At 62.3% G+C, this 16233-nt stretch carries 18 protein-coding genes, 1 pseudogene and 1 riboswitch; of the genes and pseudogenes, 8 read left to right on the top strand and 11 right to left on the bottom strand.

Annotation, left to right across the window (positions count from 1 at the left end; genetic code table 11):
• Nucleotides 1-79 precede the first annotated feature (79 nt).
• Nucleotides 80-1063, bottom strand: coding sequence for an aldo/keto reductase (locus NKH70_RS09610; RefSeq protein ID WP_352916984.1), 984 nt, complete (start codon nt 1061-1063; stop codon nt 80-82).
• 10 nt (nt 1064-1073) lie between these two features.
• Complete coding sequence (locus NKH70_RS09605; RefSeq protein ID WP_352467081.1) at nt 1074-1229, bottom strand: YjiS-like domain-containing protein; 156 nt, start codon at nt 1227-1229, stop codon at nt 1074-1076.
• A 225-nt stretch (nt 1230-1454) separates the two neighbouring features.
• On the opposite strand from NKH70_RS09605, the gene NKH70_RS09600 reads away from it, so the two are divergent.
• Nucleotides 1455-2324 carry a LysR family transcriptional regulator gene (locus tag NKH70_RS09600; RefSeq protein WP_352916986.1) on the top strand — a complete coding sequence of 290 codons (870 nt, stop codon included), beginning with the start codon at nt 1455-1457 and terminating at the stop codon, nt 2322-2324.
• Between the two features lie 358 nt (nt 2325-2682).
• On the opposite strand, the gene NKH70_RS09595 is transcribed toward NKH70_RS09600, so the two are convergent.
• From NKH70_RS09595 to NKH70_RS09565, 7 genes are all read right to left on the bottom strand, one after another.
• A complete protein-coding gene (locus tag NKH70_RS09595; protein WP_352979837.1) occupies nt 2683-3498 on the bottom strand; it encodes an MBL fold metallo-hydrolase in 816 nt (271 codons plus the stop codon).
• A gap of 160 nt (nt 3499-3658) precedes the next feature.
• The gene (locus NKH70_RS09590) at nt 3659-3898 is read right to left on the bottom strand and encodes a YdeI/OmpD-associated family protein (RefSeq protein WP_352467078.1); all 240 of its coding nucleotides are present in this window, start codon (nt 3896-3898) and stop codon (nt 3659-3661) included.
• 46 nt (nt 3899-3944) lie between these two features.
• Nucleotides 3945-4739 carry a helix-turn-helix domain-containing protein gene (locus tag NKH70_RS09585; protein ID WP_352916989.1) on the bottom strand — a complete coding sequence of 265 codons (795 nt, stop codon included), beginning with the start codon at nt 4737-4739 and terminating at the stop codon, nt 3945-3947.
• 75 nt (nt 4740-4814) lie between these two features.
• Nucleotides 4815-5159, bottom strand: coding sequence for a hypothetical protein (locus NKH70_RS09580; protein ID WP_352721406.1), 345 nt, complete (start codon nt 5157-5159; stop codon nt 4815-4817).
• Between the two features lie 144 nt (nt 5160-5303).
• Complete coding sequence (locus NKH70_RS09575; RefSeq protein WP_352916991.1) at nt 5304-6074, bottom strand: type 1 glutamine amidotransferase domain-containing protein; 771 nt, start codon at nt 6072-6074, stop codon at nt 5304-5306.
• On the bottom strand, nt 6071-7570 hold the full coding sequence (locus tag NKH70_RS09570) for an aldehyde dehydrogenase family protein (protein ID WP_352916993.1): 1500 nt from the start codon (nt 7568-7570) through the stop codon (nt 6071-6073). The genes NKH70_RS09575 and NKH70_RS09570 overlap by 4 nt, the downstream gene beginning before the upstream one ends.
• The gene (locus tag NKH70_RS09565) at nt 7567-8208 is read right to left on the bottom strand and encodes an NADPH-dependent F420 reductase (RefSeq protein ID WP_352979835.1); all 642 of its coding nucleotides are present in this window, start codon (nt 8206-8208) and stop codon (nt 7567-7569) included. The genes NKH70_RS09570 and NKH70_RS09565 overlap by 4 nt, the downstream gene beginning before the upstream one ends.
• Before the next feature lie 375 nt (nt 8209-8583).
• Nucleotides 8584-8699: riboswitch (guanidine-I (ykkC/yxkD leader) on the top strand.
• A gap of 102 nt (nt 8700-8801) precedes the next feature.
• On the opposite strand from NKH70_RS09565, the gene NKH70_RS09560 reads away from it, so the two are divergent.
• The 7 genes and pseudogenes from NKH70_RS09560 to NKH70_RS35790 all read left to right on the top strand — a co-directional run.
• A complete protein-coding gene (locus NKH70_RS09560) occupies nt 8802-9866 on the top strand; it encodes a putative urea ABC transporter substrate-binding protein (RefSeq protein WP_352916996.1) in 1065 nt (354 codons plus the stop codon).
• Between the two features lie 38 nt (nt 9867-9904).
• On the top strand, nt 9905-10783 hold the full coding sequence (locus tag NKH70_RS09555) for an ABC transporter permease (protein WP_352917043.1): 879 nt from the start codon (nt 9905-9907) through the stop codon (nt 10781-10783).
• Nucleotides 10780-11589, top strand: coding sequence for an ATP-binding cassette domain-containing protein (locus NKH70_RS09550; RefSeq protein WP_352916998.1), 810 nt, complete (start codon nt 10780-10782; stop codon nt 11587-11589). The genes NKH70_RS09555 and NKH70_RS09550 overlap by 4 nt, the downstream gene beginning before the upstream one ends.
• A gap of 11 nt (nt 11590-11600) precedes the next feature.
• Nucleotides 11601-12809, top strand: coding sequence for an agmatinase family protein (locus NKH70_RS09545; RefSeq protein WP_352916999.1), 1209 nt, complete (start codon nt 11601-11603; stop codon nt 12807-12809).
• A gap of 2 nt (nt 12810-12811) precedes the next feature.
• Nucleotides 12812-13351, top strand: a complete 540-nt coding sequence (locus tag NKH70_RS09540) for a hypothetical protein (RefSeq protein ID WP_353015616.1) — start codon at nt 12812-12814, stop codon at nt 13349-13351.
• Between the two features lie 47 nt (nt 13352-13398).
• Nucleotides 13399-13992, top strand: a complete 594-nt coding sequence (locus NKH70_RS09535; protein ID WP_353025158.1) for a HupE/UreJ family protein — start codon at nt 13399-13401, stop codon at nt 13990-13992.
• A gap of 274 nt (nt 13993-14266) precedes the next feature.
• A pseudogene (locus NKH70_RS35790) lies at nt 14267-14512 on the top strand (IS91 family transposase); the annotation flags it as partial.
• A gap of 132 nt (nt 14513-14644) precedes the next feature.
• Here NKH70_RS35790 and NKH70_RS09530 read toward each other — a convergent pair.
• Nucleotides 14645-15418: an ABC transporter permease gene (locus NKH70_RS09530; protein ID WP_352917045.1), complete on the bottom strand. Its 774-nt coding sequence runs from the start codon at nt 15416-15418 to the stop codon at nt 14645-14647.
• Nucleotides 15402-16232: an ABC transporter ATP-binding protein gene (locus NKH70_RS09525; RefSeq protein WP_352917005.1), complete on the bottom strand. Its 831-nt coding sequence runs from the start codon at nt 16230-16232 to the stop codon at nt 15402-15404. The genes NKH70_RS09530 and NKH70_RS09525 overlap by 17 nt, the downstream gene beginning before the upstream one ends.
• Between the last annotated feature and the right edge of the window lies 1 nt (nt 16233).

The raw sequence follows: 16233 nt of genomic DNA, 5'->3' as shown, positions 1-16233 counted from the left end.
GAAGATGCGATACCGGCGGACATCCGACAGATCGAAGTTGGCCGCTTATCGCCAATGCGAATTTCGGATTCGCCACACTCTAAGCAGTCTCGGCAATTTTCAGCACGGTGTCGATCTCGGCCATCACCGCTGCCGGCAGCGGCCCTTTTTCCAGCGCGCCGAGATTGTCCTCGACCTGCTCGGGCCGCGTGAAGCCGGGAACCGGCAGGGCGATTGCCGACTTGGCGAGTATCCAGCCGAGCGCGCCCTGCGCAAGCGTGCGACCGCCCGAGGTGAGCAGGTCGCGGATTGCCGAGAGCCTTGACAGATAGTGCGGGTTGGCGGCGCCATCCCTGAAAAACACCATCCATTCGGCATTCCCGCCGCGCACATCGTTGGTGGGCAGCCGCATGGCCGGCGTGTATTTGCCGGTGAGCAGCCCCATTGCCAGCGGCAGCCGGCTGAACGAGACGAGGTTCTCGCGCGCCGCAACGGCCATCAGCTCGTTCGCCGGGGTAAACACATTGAAGTCGTTCTCTACGGCGACGAACCCCTCGCGCGGCGCGTAGGCGGCAAGCCTTTCGCGGTGATCGGTGCTCCAGCCGAAGCCGCCGATCTTGCCCTCCTGGCGCAACAGGCCGAGCGTATCGAACACCTCGCCGGCGCGCTCGATCGTATACTCGTTGATATGTAGCAGCACGACGTCGATACAATCGCGCTGCAGGCGCTGCCGCGAATTGTCGATCGATGTCCGGATCGCCGCGGCAGAGGCATCCTCGGGTGCGATCTTGCGCGTTTCGGGATCGCCGAAATAGCCGACCTTGGTGACGATGACGGCTTCGTCCTTACCCTTCAACGCCCGCCCGAGGATCAGTTCGGCATTGCCGGCGCCATAGGCGGCAGCCGTGTCGAACACCCGCGCCCCGATCTCATAGGCCATCGCCAGCGCGGCTTGCGACCTGACATCGTCGACCTCGCCATAGACTGTCGCCGTGTCACGCCAGCGCGCGGGGCCACCCGCCGCCCAGGTGCCGATGCCGATGCGCGGTACCGAGCGGCCATCCCAAAGCATCATCATCTGCATGCCCGGTTCCTCAACGACGCAAGCTGGCGCGGCGGGCACGCTCGCGGATCTCTTCGCGAGAAATGCCGGCATCCGCCAGTGTGCTGTCCCGGGCCTGCCTCAAGCTCGCAAGCGTCTGGCGATAGGCAATCCAGCGGGCGAAACGGTATCGAAGTTCATCCAACATGATCGTCTCCTTTGGCCCGCAGAATGCCCGCGCGCCTGGGTTGATCGAAAGCGCAAAGCATCTGCGCCAATCGCATGCGCGATCGAAAGGGTTGAGTTCGCTTCTTGGCCAGCCGAGGCGCTTGTCACGCCCCGCCAGGCAGGATTGTCCAACGCCTCCATACTTGCGCGTGGTGCTCGCTTCGCGCTACAGCCACGGTCGCAAGGAGTTTTTCATTTCTGCAAAATGGATATCGGCTGGGACGATCTCAGGTTGTTTCTCGACGTTGCGCGGCTGGGTGGCTTGAGCGCAGCGACGGGAACCACGCGCCTCAGCGCAGCCACCCTTGGACGACGCGTCACCGCGCTCGAAAAGCAGATCGGCGAACCTCTGTTCGTGCGCCAGCAGACCGGCTATCGGCTGACCCCGGTCGGGGAAGAACTGCTGCGGCGCGCCGAAGACGTCGAGGCGGCAATGCAGTCGCTGACCCGCTGGCGCGAGGGAAATCTGCCCGACCGCATTGTCCGCATCTCGGCCGGGCCATGGACCTCGGCCTTCGTTTCCGCCCATATCGGCGAGATCTGGACGGTCGATGACGGCATAAGGGTGGAGCTTGTCACCACCACCGACCGGGTCGACATCGGCCGGCGTGCCGCCGACATCGGTATCCGCAGCAAGCGCCCGACCGAGCAGTGGCTGGCCGGCCGTCAGAGCGGCAAGGTCGCCCACGCCATTTATTCCGGACGCCACCTGATCAACGGCATCGCCGCCGGATTGTTCGTCGGCGTCACCGGCGAAGGCGCAAACATTGCCTCGGCACGCTGGCTGCAAGCCCATCACGGCGACCGCATCGCCGTACGCGGCAACAACACCCATTCGGTGCGTGAACTGGTGGCCGCCGGCGCCGGCCTTTCGGTCTTTCCGTGCTTCGTCGGTGACGGCGATCCGCGGCTGGTTCGCGTCGCTCAGCCTATCCCCGAACTCGAAACCGACCAATGGATCGTCACCCATCACGAGGAACGTCACTCCCCGCCGGTACGGAAAGTCGCCGACCGGATCGCCGCCTTGATGCGGGCGCACCAGCCGCTGTTTCGCGGCGAGACGCCGATCCGGTAAGCCTCAGGCGTCGATCGGCCGCCAGTGGATCAAGAATACTTTGGTGGGCCGGACGATGTGCCGCTGCCGTTGATTTAATTGATTTTTTTCGTGTGCCAAAATCAGAAACCTTTCCGTATAGTTCCGCGACAATCAACCAGTCGAACATATGGCGCACTTGAGGACGACAAACCCGTGAAGGTGACGTAAGAGCTTTCGGCTGCGGTGCATCGGGGGCTGGTCACATATGCTGAAGTCCTGCGCTGGAGCCAGGCAAAGACGTCTCCGGTCCCATAAGGCCCATTCCTCCGTGATAGAGCACTTCATGGCCAGGGATCGAGGTTTAGCCAAGGCATGGCGCGACAGGAAAGATGCGGTATCACTCTGAACGCGGCGGCATCGCTCGAGCCGGCTCATAGCCGTATGCTTCGCCCTGACGCACCACGCGACCGATGCCCGGCCAGCCAAGGTGCGCGCCGGCGATCCACGTCCCCGCCTCGGCCGCGTCACTGAAAACCTTTAGGCGGGTTGTGCGCGCGGTCAGCTGATCGTCGTCATAGCCCCAACTGAACGCGGGATTGCCGAACTGCAAGGCCGGCACATGAACGATGTCCCCGAAGAATAGGAAACGGTCCTCGTCCGTGTCGAACGCGTAGCCGGTATGACCGGCAGCATGACCGGGCAGGGCGACCGCCCTCAATCGCTCACCCACCTGGTCGCCATTCTGGACGGGCTTCAGCAGGGGCCGGAACTGCGCAAGTTGCGCGTAAGCGAAAAAGCCCTCCACAGCCGCCTCGGGAATTACGATCGCCTTCAAGTTTGGAAAGAGCACTCGGCCGTCGGGGGTCAAAAGTCCGTGCACATGATCCTGATGGGCGTGGGTGAGCGCCAAGACCGTGATCGAAGCCGGGTCGATCTTGGCTTCCGCCATGGCCTGCTCAAGACACCCCACTGTCGGGGCCCAACCCCCTCCTCCGCTGTCGATCAGAACGCCGTCAACGCCTGGACCTGCGAGCGCGAAGCAATTGACAGACAGGCGAAGCGCCCCTGCCTGCGCAGCTTGCGGCACCGGATTGTCCTGCGGGTCCCGCAGAAGGTCTGCCGGCATCTCGATGTAACCGTCCGAGAGCGACCAGACGCGCCACCTTCCCGACGTGCTACCGAGCACGTTGTTGGTCTGCGATGTCACGATCATAAGGCCACCTGCCGCAAACGAAAATGGAGGATAGGTTCGATTATCACTATTGGCTCTCTGCATCCTCTGCGCAAAAGCGCGGGGAAACCGATGAAGATTAATCCGGAAAGCACCCGATCTCGATAAGCCACGGATTGGAAAATGATCGTTGACCGATCTGCTAGCTTCGCGGCGATGCCAGCTCTTGTTGCATGCCCATGTAGATTCCTCCCTTCGTAAGCTCGTCAATCATCTGATTTATGCGCTTTCGGCGTGTTTCCGGGTGACGGGCGCGCTCGATCCAATGCAAGTAATCATTACGCTGATAGGGAGGCCGTTGCTTGAAAGCAGGCATCAGATTTGCGGCCTCGAGCTCTGCACGCAAACTGTCGGGCATTTTAGCCAACGGACGTTTCAGCAAATCACGTCTCCGCCATTCGAATCCTGATGCTGAAATAGATCACAAGTCAGCCCTCGCGCCTGCGAGACCGCAGCCGGCCTGGCGACAGCCCTTTCAATCGGGTCACGACGCGATTCATATGGGCCTGGTGAGTGAAACCCGCGTGCTGAGCAATCTCGGCCAGCGGCAGATCGCTATTTTCCAAAAGCTCGACCGCGCGATCAACGCGGCGGCGTAAAATGAATTGATGTACCGGCAATTGCGTCGCCTCGCGAAAGGCGGCGGTGAAGGCGCGTCGTGGCATTCCCGCGATTCCGGCAAGATGGTCGATCGACACCCCCTTTTCCAGATCGCCGTCAATCGCAGCGAGAACCCGGTCGAACCGCTGCGAGGTTAGGACCGGAGACTTCTGCTGCCGCTGACGTGCATGCCCGAGACGGAGCAGGTTCGCGAAAACCAGGCCCAGCGTCCATTCGCGGACGATGGAGTTGGCTGGCGGGTCGCCTTCGAGGCGTCGGCACAACTCGGCCACCAGCGAATCGCGTATCGGTCGATCGGTCAGGATTACCAGGTCCTCGGGGGTCCCGCCTGCGGATACCAGGAGCCTTGACGCCAGAGCGGAGTCAACGGTGATCATCGTCAGCTCGCGCGGCTCCTCGATCTTGAACCGCGTGGCACGCTCAGGAAGGCTGAGCAGCAGGTCGCCGGGGCGGGTGAAGACGCGCCGCAGCCCGCGGCCAAGATCGATCTCTGCATAGGATGAACCGCTGCGAATCACACGCAGCTGAACGACTCCGGCCGGCGCATGGCGATAGTCGCCGGCAGGAAAGAACAACCTCTTTGCACTTGCCGCGGTCACCATCGTTGTACCGGGCGTCCGGACGCAAGTTCCTGCAGGACTTCGATGATCGATCGCCGCATCCTCGATCCTTGACGTCTACACTTTGGCCCGTTTGAATGGTCCACCAGGCGCATCGTTTGCCAGCGCAGTCAGTTCACCAATCCGGGGCACAAAGATGTTGTGCAGTGTCTGGATCATAATGGTCATTTCACGCTGAATTTGCAGTTCCTGTGCGGCGGGAAACAATGTGTCCTGCAAGAAGAGTTCCAGGCCTGCCTTGTCGTCCCATATCTCGATGATGCGATAGCCATCGTCGGTGGCATGCGCGATGTGCTGGTAGATGCCGCCAGCCGGCCGTTTCTCCACGCCGATCCGATCGAGGATGCGGCTATAATCTTCGGCCGTCAGGCCGGCAATATCAAGTGTCGTCACTACGGCCATGGTTCATCCTCGCTGCTGATAGTGGTTGTTTGACGTGGAGTTCTTGGACGGACCCCGGATCCTATTGGGCCGATGTCGTTTGGCATCGCCGTCCTGACGGCGAGTTTGACTCTCGAACTTCACCGAAGGAGCGGCCTTTGGTCCTCAGCCACCGAGCGCCTCGATGACAAGACGGGCGGTAGCCGCTCCGGAGAAGTTCTGCTGGCCGGTGATCAAATTGCCGTCGCGCACGGCAAAATCGCGCCACAGCCCGGCCTGAACATAATTCGCGCCGAGCGCACGCATCTCATCCTCGATCCGCCATGGCATCAGATGCGTACCGTGCGGCAGCGCGCCCATCTCCCAGACGGCATTATCGGCGAAGTCTTCCTCGACATTGGCGAAACCGGTAACAGTGCGCCCTTTGGCCAGCAGCTCGCCGGTTGAGAGGCGCGCGTAGCGCAGCAGCGCGACGCCATGACACAAGGCGGCCGCGACCTTGCCGGCCACGAAAAAGTTGACGAACAGCCGCTGCAACTCGGTTGCGCCTTCGAAGGTGAACATCGGCGCCTGGCCGCCAGCGACGACGATCGCGTCGAACGCGTCGACCGACAGCTCTGCGATGGGCCGGGTCGTCTCCACCAGCGCCGCCAGTTTCGGCGTCGACAGGAAACCGAGCGAGATCAGATCCGTATCCGAATAGCCGGACGGATCGCGCGGATCGCTCAACGCATCCGCCTCGCATTTGCCGCCCTCAGGCGAGAAGATCGCGACTTCGTATCCGCGCTCGGTGAAGGCGAGCCAGGGATGAGTTAACTCGCTCCACCAAAACCCGACCGGCCAGCCTGTGGTGGTTGAAACAGCCGGGTTTGAAAGGACCATCGCGACGCGTTTGGGATGCCGCGGGTCGAGTGGGTTGGAATCGCGCACGCTCATCGCGCCAACTCGACTGGTTCGCCAAGATTCGCCCAAATCGTCTTGTATTGGGTGTAGCTTTCCCATGCCTCGCGGCCCTGCTCGCGGCCATAGCCGCTCATCTTGAAGCCGCCGAACGGCGCATTAGGATGGTATTTGTGCCAGCAGTTCAGCCAGACCGTGCCTGCCTTGATCCGGTCGGCGAGCCGCAAGGCGCGGCCGAGATCGCCGGTCTGGATGCCCGAGGCGAGCCCGTAGCTGGTGTCGTTGGCGATCCGGATCGCGTCCTCCTCGCTGTCGAATGGAATCACCGGCAGGACGGGGCCGAAAATCTCTTCGCGCGATATCCTTAGGTCTTTGGTCGCATCGGCGAAGATGGTCGGCTCGATGAAGAGGCCCTTGCCGTTGACCTGGCGGGTGCCGCCGCCCGCGGTCAGTCGCGCGGTGTGCTTGCCCTCTTCGACATAGCTCAAGACCTTGTCATACTCGCCGCGCGACGCGATCGGCCCGATCATGGTCGCAGGGTCCAGCGGATCGCCGAGCGTCGCCGACTTCGCCATGGCGCTCAGCTTCTCGACAACCTCGTCATAGCAGGCGCGTTCGACCAGCAGGCGCGATCCGGCGACGCAGACCTCGCCCTTGTTCCAGAAGATGCCCCAGAAGGCTGCCTGTATCGCGGCATCGATATCGGCATCGGCAAAAACGATATTGGGACTCTTGCCGCCGAGCTCCATGGTCAGGTGTTTCATCGTCCCGGCACCGTTGCGCATGATGCCCTGGCCGACGGCGGTCGACCCGGTGAAGGCGATCTTGTCGACGCGGGCATCGTTGACCAGCGCGTCGCCGATGGTGCCGCCCGGCCCGGTGAGGAGATTGTAGACGCCTGGCGGCACGCCCGCGTCGAGGATGACTTGCGCCAGGGCGAGGGCCGTCAGGGGCGTGTCGGTCGCAGGCTTGTGAACGACCGTGTTACCCGCCGCGAGTGCCGGCGCGATTTTCGAACAGGACAGCGCGAGGGGAAAATTGAACGGGGTGATCGCAGCGACCACGCCGAGCGGCTCACGCCGCGTCAGGATCCTGATATTTGGTTCGTAGCTGGTACGATAGGCGCCGTCCATCGCGCTCATGGCGAGCCCGCCGTGAAAGCGGAACAGTCCCGAGCAGTGCGGCATGATGATATCGCGGAAATCGCGATAGGGCATACCCATATCCATCGCCTCGCGCACCGCGAAATCCTCGGCGCGCTCGTCCATCAGATCGGCGATGCGAAACAGGATCTTGGCACGCTCCTCATGATGCGTCCGCGCCCAGGGTCCTTGCTCGAAAGCCCGCTGCGCGGCCGCGACGGCATCGCTCGTATCGGTGACGCCCGCCTTCGCAATATTGGTGATCGCCGCCTCCGTGGTCGGATCAAAAGTCGTCGAAGTCTCGCCACTGACGGCATCGCGCCATTGGCCATCGATCAGCAGACGTCCTACTGGAATCGCCTTGCGCCGCGCGGGTAGATAATCAGTCATGAACCGGTTCCGTCCTGTCGAATGAGATTGAAGGAAATTGTCGGCCCCATCCCGCGCCGATAGGCGAGCTGGACCAATAGCAGCATCATCGGCTCGATCAGGCGCGAGGCCGTGAGATCGCCGACATCGACCGGCATTGTCGGTAGATCGGCGAGAAGCCGGCAAACCGCCGCCTTGGCATCAGCGTCATTGCCGGCGACATAGCTCATCACCGGATCGCCGTTGAGACGCGGATCATCCCTGTCAAGCAATTCGGCAAAGGTCGGAATGCACTTGACGACAAGCGCGCCCCGCGCGCGCCTCTGAACCTCCTCGCCTACAGACGTCGTAGTGCCTAGCAGCATCGTGGAAAGGTCAGGCGCGACTGCATTGGTATTGTCCCAGACGATCTTGCCCGACAAATCGCCAAGCGCGCCCATCACCAACTCGAGAGCCGGCCATGGCGTCGCCAGGGCAATTACGTCGGCCCATCTTGCTACTTCGTCAGGGGCACCGAAGCCAACATGGAGGGTTGCCGCGATTGCGCGCAACTTGCCTTCGTCACGACTGAAGCTGAGGCGAATTTCGTGCCCGGCGAGGCCAAGACGTTTCGCCAAGGCCTTCCCGAGCGAGCCTGGTCCGATGATCGCAACTTTCACAACTGCCTCCCGACACGCGATCGGGCTTGCCTAGCATCATTGCAGTCGCGCTTATTTCACGAATTGCCCTTGCACGATCGGGCGCACTCGTCACATGGGTCGGCGCCAATTGGCATCCGGATCCGCCGCGCGCTCACGCCCTCCCCGAACGTGTCCCTACTGGGCGTGTATGTGGGCCACCATAGAGGATGGTGCCATCAGCGGAGGTCCCCAGGGCACAAGGCTCACATTGGTGACGCTAGATTTTCTTTGCCTAATCTGTCGGCGTTGCGATGACTTTTGTGGCATCAGCACAACGCGATTGCCTGCAAAGCCGGGGAAAGGCCGCCTCAGGACGCCTTTCCAGACTGGCACGCCCCTTGCTTCGCTGTTCACGTGCAGAGCGTCTAGGGTTCCGGCCGTGTCGATCACGGTGCTGGTCCAAGAGACGCGACCGCTTGAGATGCATTGAGGCATCCGGCGGAACACGGCGGGCCAAAATCCCGGGAGAACCCTGCACGAGTTTGCTGGCGCGAACCTCTCCCGGATGCGCGCTCCGTGAACCCCCCAAACAGACGTTCGGACGCAATCCGGATCGCAAACAGGGGTATGCAATGCTTCGCAAACTGGCCGCAATCATTCTAGCCGCTTCACTCAGCCTTCCCTCCCTATCGGCCGCGGAAGCGGCGCCGAAGAAAGACTTCAAGATTTGCTGGTCGATCTATGTCGGCTGGATGCCGTGGGGCTATCTTTCCGACAGCGGCATCATGAAGAAATGGGCCGACAAATACGGCATCAATGTCGAGATCACCCGCATCAACGACTATGTCGAGAGCATCAACCAGTACACCGCCGGCGGCTTTGACGGCTGTTCGATGACCAACATGGATGCGCTTTCGATCCCGGCCGGCGGCGGTGTCGACACGACGGCCTTGATCGTCGGCGATTTCTCCAACGGCAACGACGCGGTCATCCTCAAGAACAAGGCCGCGCTCAAGGATATTGCCGGCCAGAAGGTGAATCTCGTCGAGCTTTCCGTCTCACATTACCTACTTGCGCGCGCGCTGGAGACGGTGGGGTTGGCCGAAAAGGACATTACGGTGGTGAACACCTCTGATGCCGACATGGTCGCTGCCTACGGCACCAGCGATGTCACTTCCGTCGTCACCTGGAATCCGCTGGTCTCGGAAATCGCCGCCATACCGGGCGCCCACAAGGTATTTGATTCGACTGAGATTCCCGGCGAGATCATAGACATGATGGTCGTCAACACCGCGATGCTGAAGGACAATCCGGCCTTGGGCAAGGCGCTTGTCGGTGCATGGTATGAAGCCATGGCGCTGATGACCTCGGGCACGCCCGAAGGCAAGGCGGCCAAAGAAGAGATGGCCAAGGCGTCGGGTACGGATCTTGCCGGTTTCGACGCTCAGCTTGCATCAACGGCGATGTTCTTCGAGCCGGCCAAGGCGGTCGCATTCACCAACGGCGCCGAACTGCCGAAGACCATGGATCTGGTGCGCAACTTCCTGTTCAGCCACGGCATTCTTGGTACCAATGCGCCAAGCGTCGACGTGATCGGCATGAGCTTCCCCGACGGCTCGACGCTGGGCGATGTCAACAACGTCAAGCTGCGCTTCGATCCGGCCTTTATGGCAGAGGCAGCGGGCGGAACGCTCTGACGCGGGAGCGCGACATGCTAGCCAGAGGAACCGGCATCATGCAGGCCGCGGTGGGTCCCGAAGTCGCGCGCCTGCAACTTAGCAGACCGAAAGCGCGGCTTCGTCTCATCAACGCGACGGTCTCGCGCGGCGGAGCGTTGCTGCTTGGGACGCTGCCGTTTGCCGCCGTGGCGATTGCCTATCTCTTCGCTTCGGCGCAAAGGCTGGCGGTCAATCCCAGCGACAAGCTGCTGCCTTCCCCTGCACAGATGTGGTCGGCCTTTTCAGACCTGGCGACGGTGCCGGACAAGCGCTCCGGCGACCTGATCCTGTGGGCCGACACCTATGCCAGCCTGATCAGGCTGTTCGCCGGAGTCGGCATGGCCACGCTGGTGGCGCTCAGCCTCGGCGTCGCCATAGGTTTCATCCCGCGCGTCAGGGCGTTTCTGCTGCCCTTGGTCACAGTTGTCTGCGTCATCCCGCCACTGGCGCTGCTGCCGATCCTGTTCATTGCGCTCGGCCTCGGCGAAACGGCCAAGATCACCTTGATCGCCGTCGGCGTCGCACCGGTCATGGTGCGCGACATTGCCAACCGGGTGATGGAATTGCCGCCGGAGCTCGTCGCCAAGGCACAGACGCTCGGCGGCAACAGCTGGACCATGGTGCTCAGGCTGGTGCTGCCACAGGTGATGCCGCGTCTCATCACGTGCGTACGGCTGGCGCTTGGGCCGGCATGGCTGTTCCTGATCGCGGCAGAAGCCATCGCCTCCACCGAGGGGCTCGGCTACCGCATCTTCCTCGTTCGTCGCTATCTGTCGATGGACGTCATCCTGCCTTACGTCGCCTGGATCTCGCTGCTTGCGGTGATGACCGACTGGCTGCTCGTGCGGCTCTCTCACATCATCTCGCCCTGGGCTCATCCGGTGCGGACCAGATGAGCCGGATCCTCGTCCATGGGCTGGAGAAGAGCTACGGCGACGCCCGCGTGCTGGAACGGGTCAACGTCTCCGCCGAAGCGGGTGAATTCCTGTCGCTGGTTGGCGCCAGCGGTTGTGGAAAATCGACGTTCCTGCGCATCCTGCTTGGCCAGGAACAGCAAAGTGGCGGCGTGGTCGTCGTCGGCGACCAGCCGATCGTGCCGGAGCCGACGCCGCAGCGCGGCATCGTCTTCCAGCGCTATTCCGTGTTTCCGCATCTGACCGCGTTGCAGAACTTGCTGCTGGTCGAGGACTTCCGTTCGGGGGGACCGTTCGGCCGCGTCTTCGGCGCCAGGCGCAAAAGCGCCAGGCAAGAGGCCGAAACCATGCTGGAACGGGTCGGGCTTGCCCATGCGCGCGACCTCTATCCGGCTTCGCTGTCGGGTGGCATGCAGCAACGGCTGGCGATCGCGCAGACCTTGCTCGGCCGGCCGCAGATCCTGCTTCTCGACGAGCCCTTCGGCGCGCTCGATCCCGGCATCCGTGCCGAGATGCATGAGCTGCTCATCGAGCTATGGACCGAACACGGCATGACCGTCGTCATGGTCACTCACGATATAGGCGAGGCATTCAAGCTCGGCACCCGCGTGCTCGTCTTCGACAAGGTGCGCCACGACCCCCAGTTCCCGTCCGCCTATGGCGCGACGATCACCTACGATCTGAAGCTCGACCGCAAGAACCGGGCTTCCGCACGAGACGTGGCCGAAGTGGCCGCGATGGTCGGGACGACCCGACTGGATAGCGCAATCGCGACGACGGCGTCGTGAAGGAGGTTTTCATGCACAGAGATAGTCCAGAACGCCGGCATCGCCGCGCCGGGCTCACCGACCGCGAGCCACGCCAACGCTTCCACCATCCGAACTTCGAGATCCGCGACATGCAGGGCTGGAAGTCGATCGAGGCGGAAGGAAAGCTGCCCGAGGATGGCTGGCGCAAGGAACAGAAATGGGCACTCGACATGGGCCTGCCCGGATCGGATTCGATCATCGACAAGTCGATCCCGACATTCGCGCGAGGCGAGTTGCCGCATTTCGCCGGCATCAACACCTTCCTCAAGGCGCCCTATGTCGAGAACGTCCGCGATGTCGGCAGGTATGACGCTGCCGTCATGGGCATTCCTTTCGACAGCGGCACCACCTACCGGCCCGGAACCCGCTTCGGGCCGCAAGGCATTCGCCGCATCTCGGCGCTCTACACGCCTTACAATTACGAGCTCGGTGTCGACCTGCGCGAGCAGATGACGCTTTGCGACGCCGGCGACGTCTTCACCATCCCCGCCAATCTCGAAAAGAGCTTCGACCAGATCACCAAGGGCGTCAGCCATGTCGCCTCGTCCGGCGCGCTGCCGATCATGCTGGGCGGCGACCATTCGATCGGGTTTCCGTGCGTGCGCGGCATTGCCGACGTGACCTCCAAGCGCATCGGCATCATCCATTTCGATCGCCACATCGACATCCAGGAAAAGGATCTCGACGAACGCATGCACACGACGCCCTGGTACTGGGCAACCAACTTGCCGAACGTCTCGGCCACCAATCTGGTGCAACTCGGCATCGGCGGCTGGCAGGTGCCCCGCTACGGCGTGGCCGAGGCGCGAAAGCGCGGCACCAACGTGCTGACGATCTCCGATATCGAACAGATGGGGCTGGAGAAGGCGGCGGAGATCGCGCTCGAGCTCGCATGGAAGGACACCGACGCCGTATACATCTCCTTCGATGTCGACAGCATCGATTGCGGTTTCGTGCCGGGCACGGGCTGGCCGGAGCCGGGCGGGTTCCTGCCGCGCGAGGCGCTAAAGCTGCTCGGGCTCGTCTCTGCGCCCGGCATCTGCGGACTGGAAGTGGTCGAGGTGTCGCCGCCCTACGACACGTCGGACATCACGGCGCTGTTTGGTGTGCGGGTGGTCGTCGAGGCGCTCGGCTCGATGGTCGCGCACGGCAATCTCGGCAAGCACAAATCCATTATCGACAAGCCGACGAGCTTTTGACCATGCACGAGGATCATCATCACCACGACCATGATCATGGCGACGGCCACCATCACGGGCCGAACGGTTATCATCACCATCCGCACCCCGTCGGCCACAACGGGCCGGCCGGCAAGCCGTTGCAATGGCAGACCCCGCATCTACCGCACCATCATGCGCCCGAACCCGCCGACGCGCGGGCGACGGATCTCGATCTCGTCGAGACCGCGTTTCTCGAAGGGTTTTCGCGGGCGCCCGACCCCTCCAGTTTCCTGCGCCTCGCCGGAATTCCCTTCGTCGGCGAAACCGCCGACGGCATGCGGCTGCATCTCCTGCGCGTCGAGACGCAGGACATGGTCGATGTCGGCGCCGTCATGCCGCTGATTGGTGGCGCCGGCGTCACCTATCACCCGCTGCCCGCGAAACTGACGTCGCGCCGGCGCCGCCTGGCCTTCGTCTACCATGATGGCAGGGGACAAAGACCCCTCGACTTCGGCGAGGCGCGGCTTCTGGCGGACAGGTCCGGCGCCGCACAATTCACCATGCCAGGGGCCGGACAATGAGCACCGGCCTTGAACCGATCGCACCTCTATCAAACAGGTCCAGAACCATGAATAGAACGCTTTCATTCTTCGGCAGACTCGCCCTGGCAGCCGCCACAACCCCCATCCCCTCATTGGCGTTCGCCCATAGCGGCGGTTTTCATGCCCATGGGTTTGTACACGGCCTTCAGCACCCGCTGGCCGGTATGGACCACCTGCTTGCCATGATGGCTGTCGGCATCATTGCCGCTCGCGCCGGCGGCAGGGGGACCATCATCGTGCCGTCGTGCTTTGTCTCGGCGATGGTCGCTGGCGCCCTGCTCGGTGTCGCCGGCATCGGCCTGCCCTCACTGGAAACCGGCATAGCGCTATCGCTGGTAGTCTTCGGCGCCATGATGATGCTTGCCAAGCCGTTTCCGCTCGCTGTGGCTGCCTCGCTGACTGCCCTTTTCGCCCTCTTCCACGGCAATGCCCACGGCGTCGAAGTTCCCGAGACGTCGAGCGGCATCGCTTATGCGGTTGGCTTCGTGGTCGCCACCTCGGCTCTTCACGCAACCGGCGCGTTGGCCGCCCTGACACTTCGGCGCTGGCCGGGAGCCATCCGCACGGCAGGGGTCGGCACGTCGGTGGTCGGTATGGCGTTGGCAGCACAGATCATCTGACCCGCAACCCAGGCATCTGCGATGAACAGGAGGGGAAGGCATGACCAAGCGGCTGACCGTTTGGCAGGGAATTCGGAACATGCTGTATCAGATCCTGAAAATCCGGGCTGAGCGGCTCTGATCACATCCGCCCGAGATCAAACCCGCGACCGGCTTCGTGCCGGACGCGGTTGTTCCTATGCGCATAGAGGCTTCCCTGAACCATGAGTATTCTGCGCTCAGGCGCGAACCGGTTCGCGCCTGAGGGCAGAATTGTGCCAGCAGGGGGTCGTAGACGATGCCGACGATCGGGGCGGATCCCAAGCATCTCGGTGCGCGCACTGGCATTGCACCTATGTTCCCACTCATCGGAACGGGCGCTGCGGCACCATCCGCATGTCATGCCGGGCAGCCGCATGGCGCCGGACGGAAGCAGGTGGATGTCATCGCGCCCGACCTTCCTCCTCCAGTGCCGGTGCTCGGGGAACTGTTCCGCCGACTCGTCACCCGGCCGATCGCCGTCCATTATGCTGGTAGGCTCCGCCCAAACAACTCTGAGGGGAACGGAACTTGGAGGGCTGGAAAGTCGATACCTCCCAGTGAGTGGGCTTCTCCCTTCTTGGCCAAAGGGAGAACGCCAGTGAACAGGCTTCTCGGTCCCCGCTAATGATCGTTATGCAGGCCGTTCGGTAGCACTCGGTCGCCACTTGATGAGATGCTTCTCAGCGACGTCCAGGATGCTGTCGATAATCAGCACGAAGATCGCCAGGATCAGGATGCCTGCGAAGACGCCGACCGCATCAAAATTGCCTTCCGCCTGAGCGATCAGATAGCCTAGCCCGGCCGAAGCGCCAAGATATTCGCCGATAATCGCCCCGACGACGGCAAAGCCGACCGATGTGCGCAACGACGACAGAATCCAGCTTGCCGCCGCGGGGAAGTAGACGTGGCGAAGCAAGTCGGACCGCTTGGCTCCCAGAATGCGGGCGTTCGATAGCACCACCGGGTTCACTTCACGGACGCCCTGCATGGCGTTAAAGAAGGTGACGAAGAACACAAGCGTGACCGCGAGCGCCACCTTGGACCAGAGACCGAGGCCGAGCCAAAGTACGAAGATAGGCGCAAGCACGACACGGGGAATTGCATTCAGGCCCTTGATGAAAGGATCCAGAATGCGCGCGGCCGAACGGCTGAGACCGAGCCATACGCCTGCCGCCACGCCAAGTGCCGTTCCGACCAAATAGCCGAGCACGGTTTCCGTCAGGGTGATCGCTACATGTCTATAAAAGCTGGCGTCTATCACCCAGGATACAATCTGTTTGAAGATGTCCACCGGCGCCGGAAAAAAGAAGACGTCGATCACCCCTGCCATAACACCGAGCTGCCAGCCGCCGACAATTGCCACCAAAAGCGCGGCCTGGATAGAGCGTTCAGTCGTGGCGTTCATAGCTTTTCTCCACTTCGCCGCGCAGGGACGACCATATACTGCGATAAAGATCCATGAAGCGTGGATCGAGCTTGATTTCGGCGACGTCGCGTGGGCGTTCAAGGTCGACGGGGAAGCTGTCGATCACGTGCGAGCATGGTCCGGCGGCAAGCACCACGACCCGATCACCGAGAGCAATTGCCTCTTCCAGGTCGTGTGTGATCATCACAACGGCGCGCCGCTCCTCCTGCCAAAGCCGCAAAAGCTCATTCTGCATCAGGTGGCGGGTATGAATATCCAGCGCCGAGAAAGGCTCGTCCATCAGGATAACCTTGGGACCAGTAATCAGCACCTGTGCCATCTGCACCCGCTTGCGTTGACCGCCTGAAAGCTGATGCGGATAGCGATGCTCGAAGCCCTTGAGCCCGACTTTCGCCAGCCATCTCATCGACTGCCCACGACGATCGGCAGCGCCGACACCCTTGAACATGGGGCCGAGTTCCACGTTCTCGATCGCGGTCTTCCACGGAAGCAATGCATCCTGCTGGAAGAGATAGCCGATGTCGTTCTGGATCCCGCGCACCGGCTGACCATCGATTGATACGGTGCCACTCGCTGGTTTCAGCAGGCCGGCAACCGCATTGAGTATCGTGCTCTTGCCGCAGCCGGTTGGGCCAACGATGGCGAGGAACTCGCCATCGGAGACCTTCAGATTTACATCTTGCACCGCCACATAGGCACCGAAGGCCATGGTGACCGCGTCGAGGGAAACCATCGACTTTGCTTGATGACGGTTGTTCGCCGGGGGGGCGGTTTTTACTATGGCCAATGCCATG

Source organism: Mesorhizobium sp. M0991, assembly GCF_040318915.1.
Lineage (GTDB): Bacteria > Pseudomonadota > Alphaproteobacteria > Rhizobiales > Rhizobiaceae > Mesorhizobium.
This window is presented reverse-complemented; position numbering and strand designations above follow the sequence as displayed.

Excerpts from the sequence above, each read along its gene's own strand:
- NKH70_RS09535 (WP_353025158.1), top strand. The coding sequence starts at position 13,399 with ATGAATAGAACGCTTTCATTCTTCGGCAGACTCGCCCTGGCAGCCGCC.
- NKH70_RS09585 (WP_352916989.1), bottom strand. The coding sequence starts at position 4,739 with ATGGTGACCGCGGCAAGTGCAAAGAGGTTGTTCTTTCCTGCCGGCGAC.
- NKH70_RS09550 (WP_352916998.1), top strand. The coding sequence starts at position 10,780 with ATGAGCCGGATCCTCGTCCATGGGCTGGAGAAGAGCTACGGCGACGCC.
- NKH70_RS09540 (WP_353015616.1), top strand. The coding sequence starts at position 12,812 with ATGCACGAGGATCATCATCACCACGACCATGATCATGGCGACGGCCAC.
- NKH70_RS09525 (WP_352917005.1), bottom strand. The coding sequence starts at position 16,232 with ATGGCATTGGCCATAGTAAAAACCGCCCCCCCGGCGAACAACCGTCAT.
- NKH70_RS09530 (WP_352917045.1), bottom strand. The coding sequence starts at position 15,418 with ATGAACGCCACGACTGAACGCTCTATCCAGGCCGCGCTTTTGGTGGCA.
- NKH70_RS09575 (WP_352916991.1), bottom strand. The coding sequence starts at position 6,074 with ATGAGCGTGCGCGATTCCAACCCACTCGACCCGCGGCATCCCAAACGC.
- NKH70_RS09545 (WP_352916999.1), top strand. The coding sequence starts at position 11,601 with ATGCACAGAGATAGTCCAGAACGCCGGCATCGCCGCGCCGGGCTCACC.
- NKH70_RS09560 (WP_352916996.1), top strand. The coding sequence starts at position 8,802 with ATGCTTCGCAAACTGGCCGCAATCATTCTAGCCGCTTCACTCAGCCTT.
- NKH70_RS09605 (WP_352467081.1), bottom strand. The coding sequence starts at position 1,229 with ATGTTGGATGAACTTCGATACCGTTTCGCCCGCTGGATTGCCTATCGC.
- NKH70_RS09570 (WP_352916993.1), bottom strand. The coding sequence starts at position 7,570 with ATGACTGATTATCTACCCGCGCGGCGCAAGGCGATTCCAGTAGGACGT.
- NKH70_RS09610 (WP_352916984.1), bottom strand. The coding sequence starts at position 1,063 with ATGCAGATGATGATGCTTTGGGATGGCCGCTCGGTACCGCGCATCGGC.
- NKH70_RS09555 (WP_352917043.1), top strand. The coding sequence starts at position 9,905 with ATGCAGGCCGCGGTGGGTCCCGAAGTCGCGCGCCTGCAACTTAGCAGA.
- NKH70_RS09580 (WP_352721406.1), bottom strand. The coding sequence starts at position 5,159 with ATGGCCGTAGTGACGACACTTGATATTGCCGGCCTGACGGCCGAAGAT.
- NKH70_RS09595 (WP_352979837.1), bottom strand. The coding sequence starts at position 3,498 with ATGATCGTGACATCGCAGACCAACAACGTGCTCGGTAGCACGTCGGGA.
- NKH70_RS09600 (WP_352916986.1), top strand. The coding sequence starts at position 1,455 with ATGGATATCGGCTGGGACGATCTCAGGTTGTTTCTCGACGTTGCGCGG.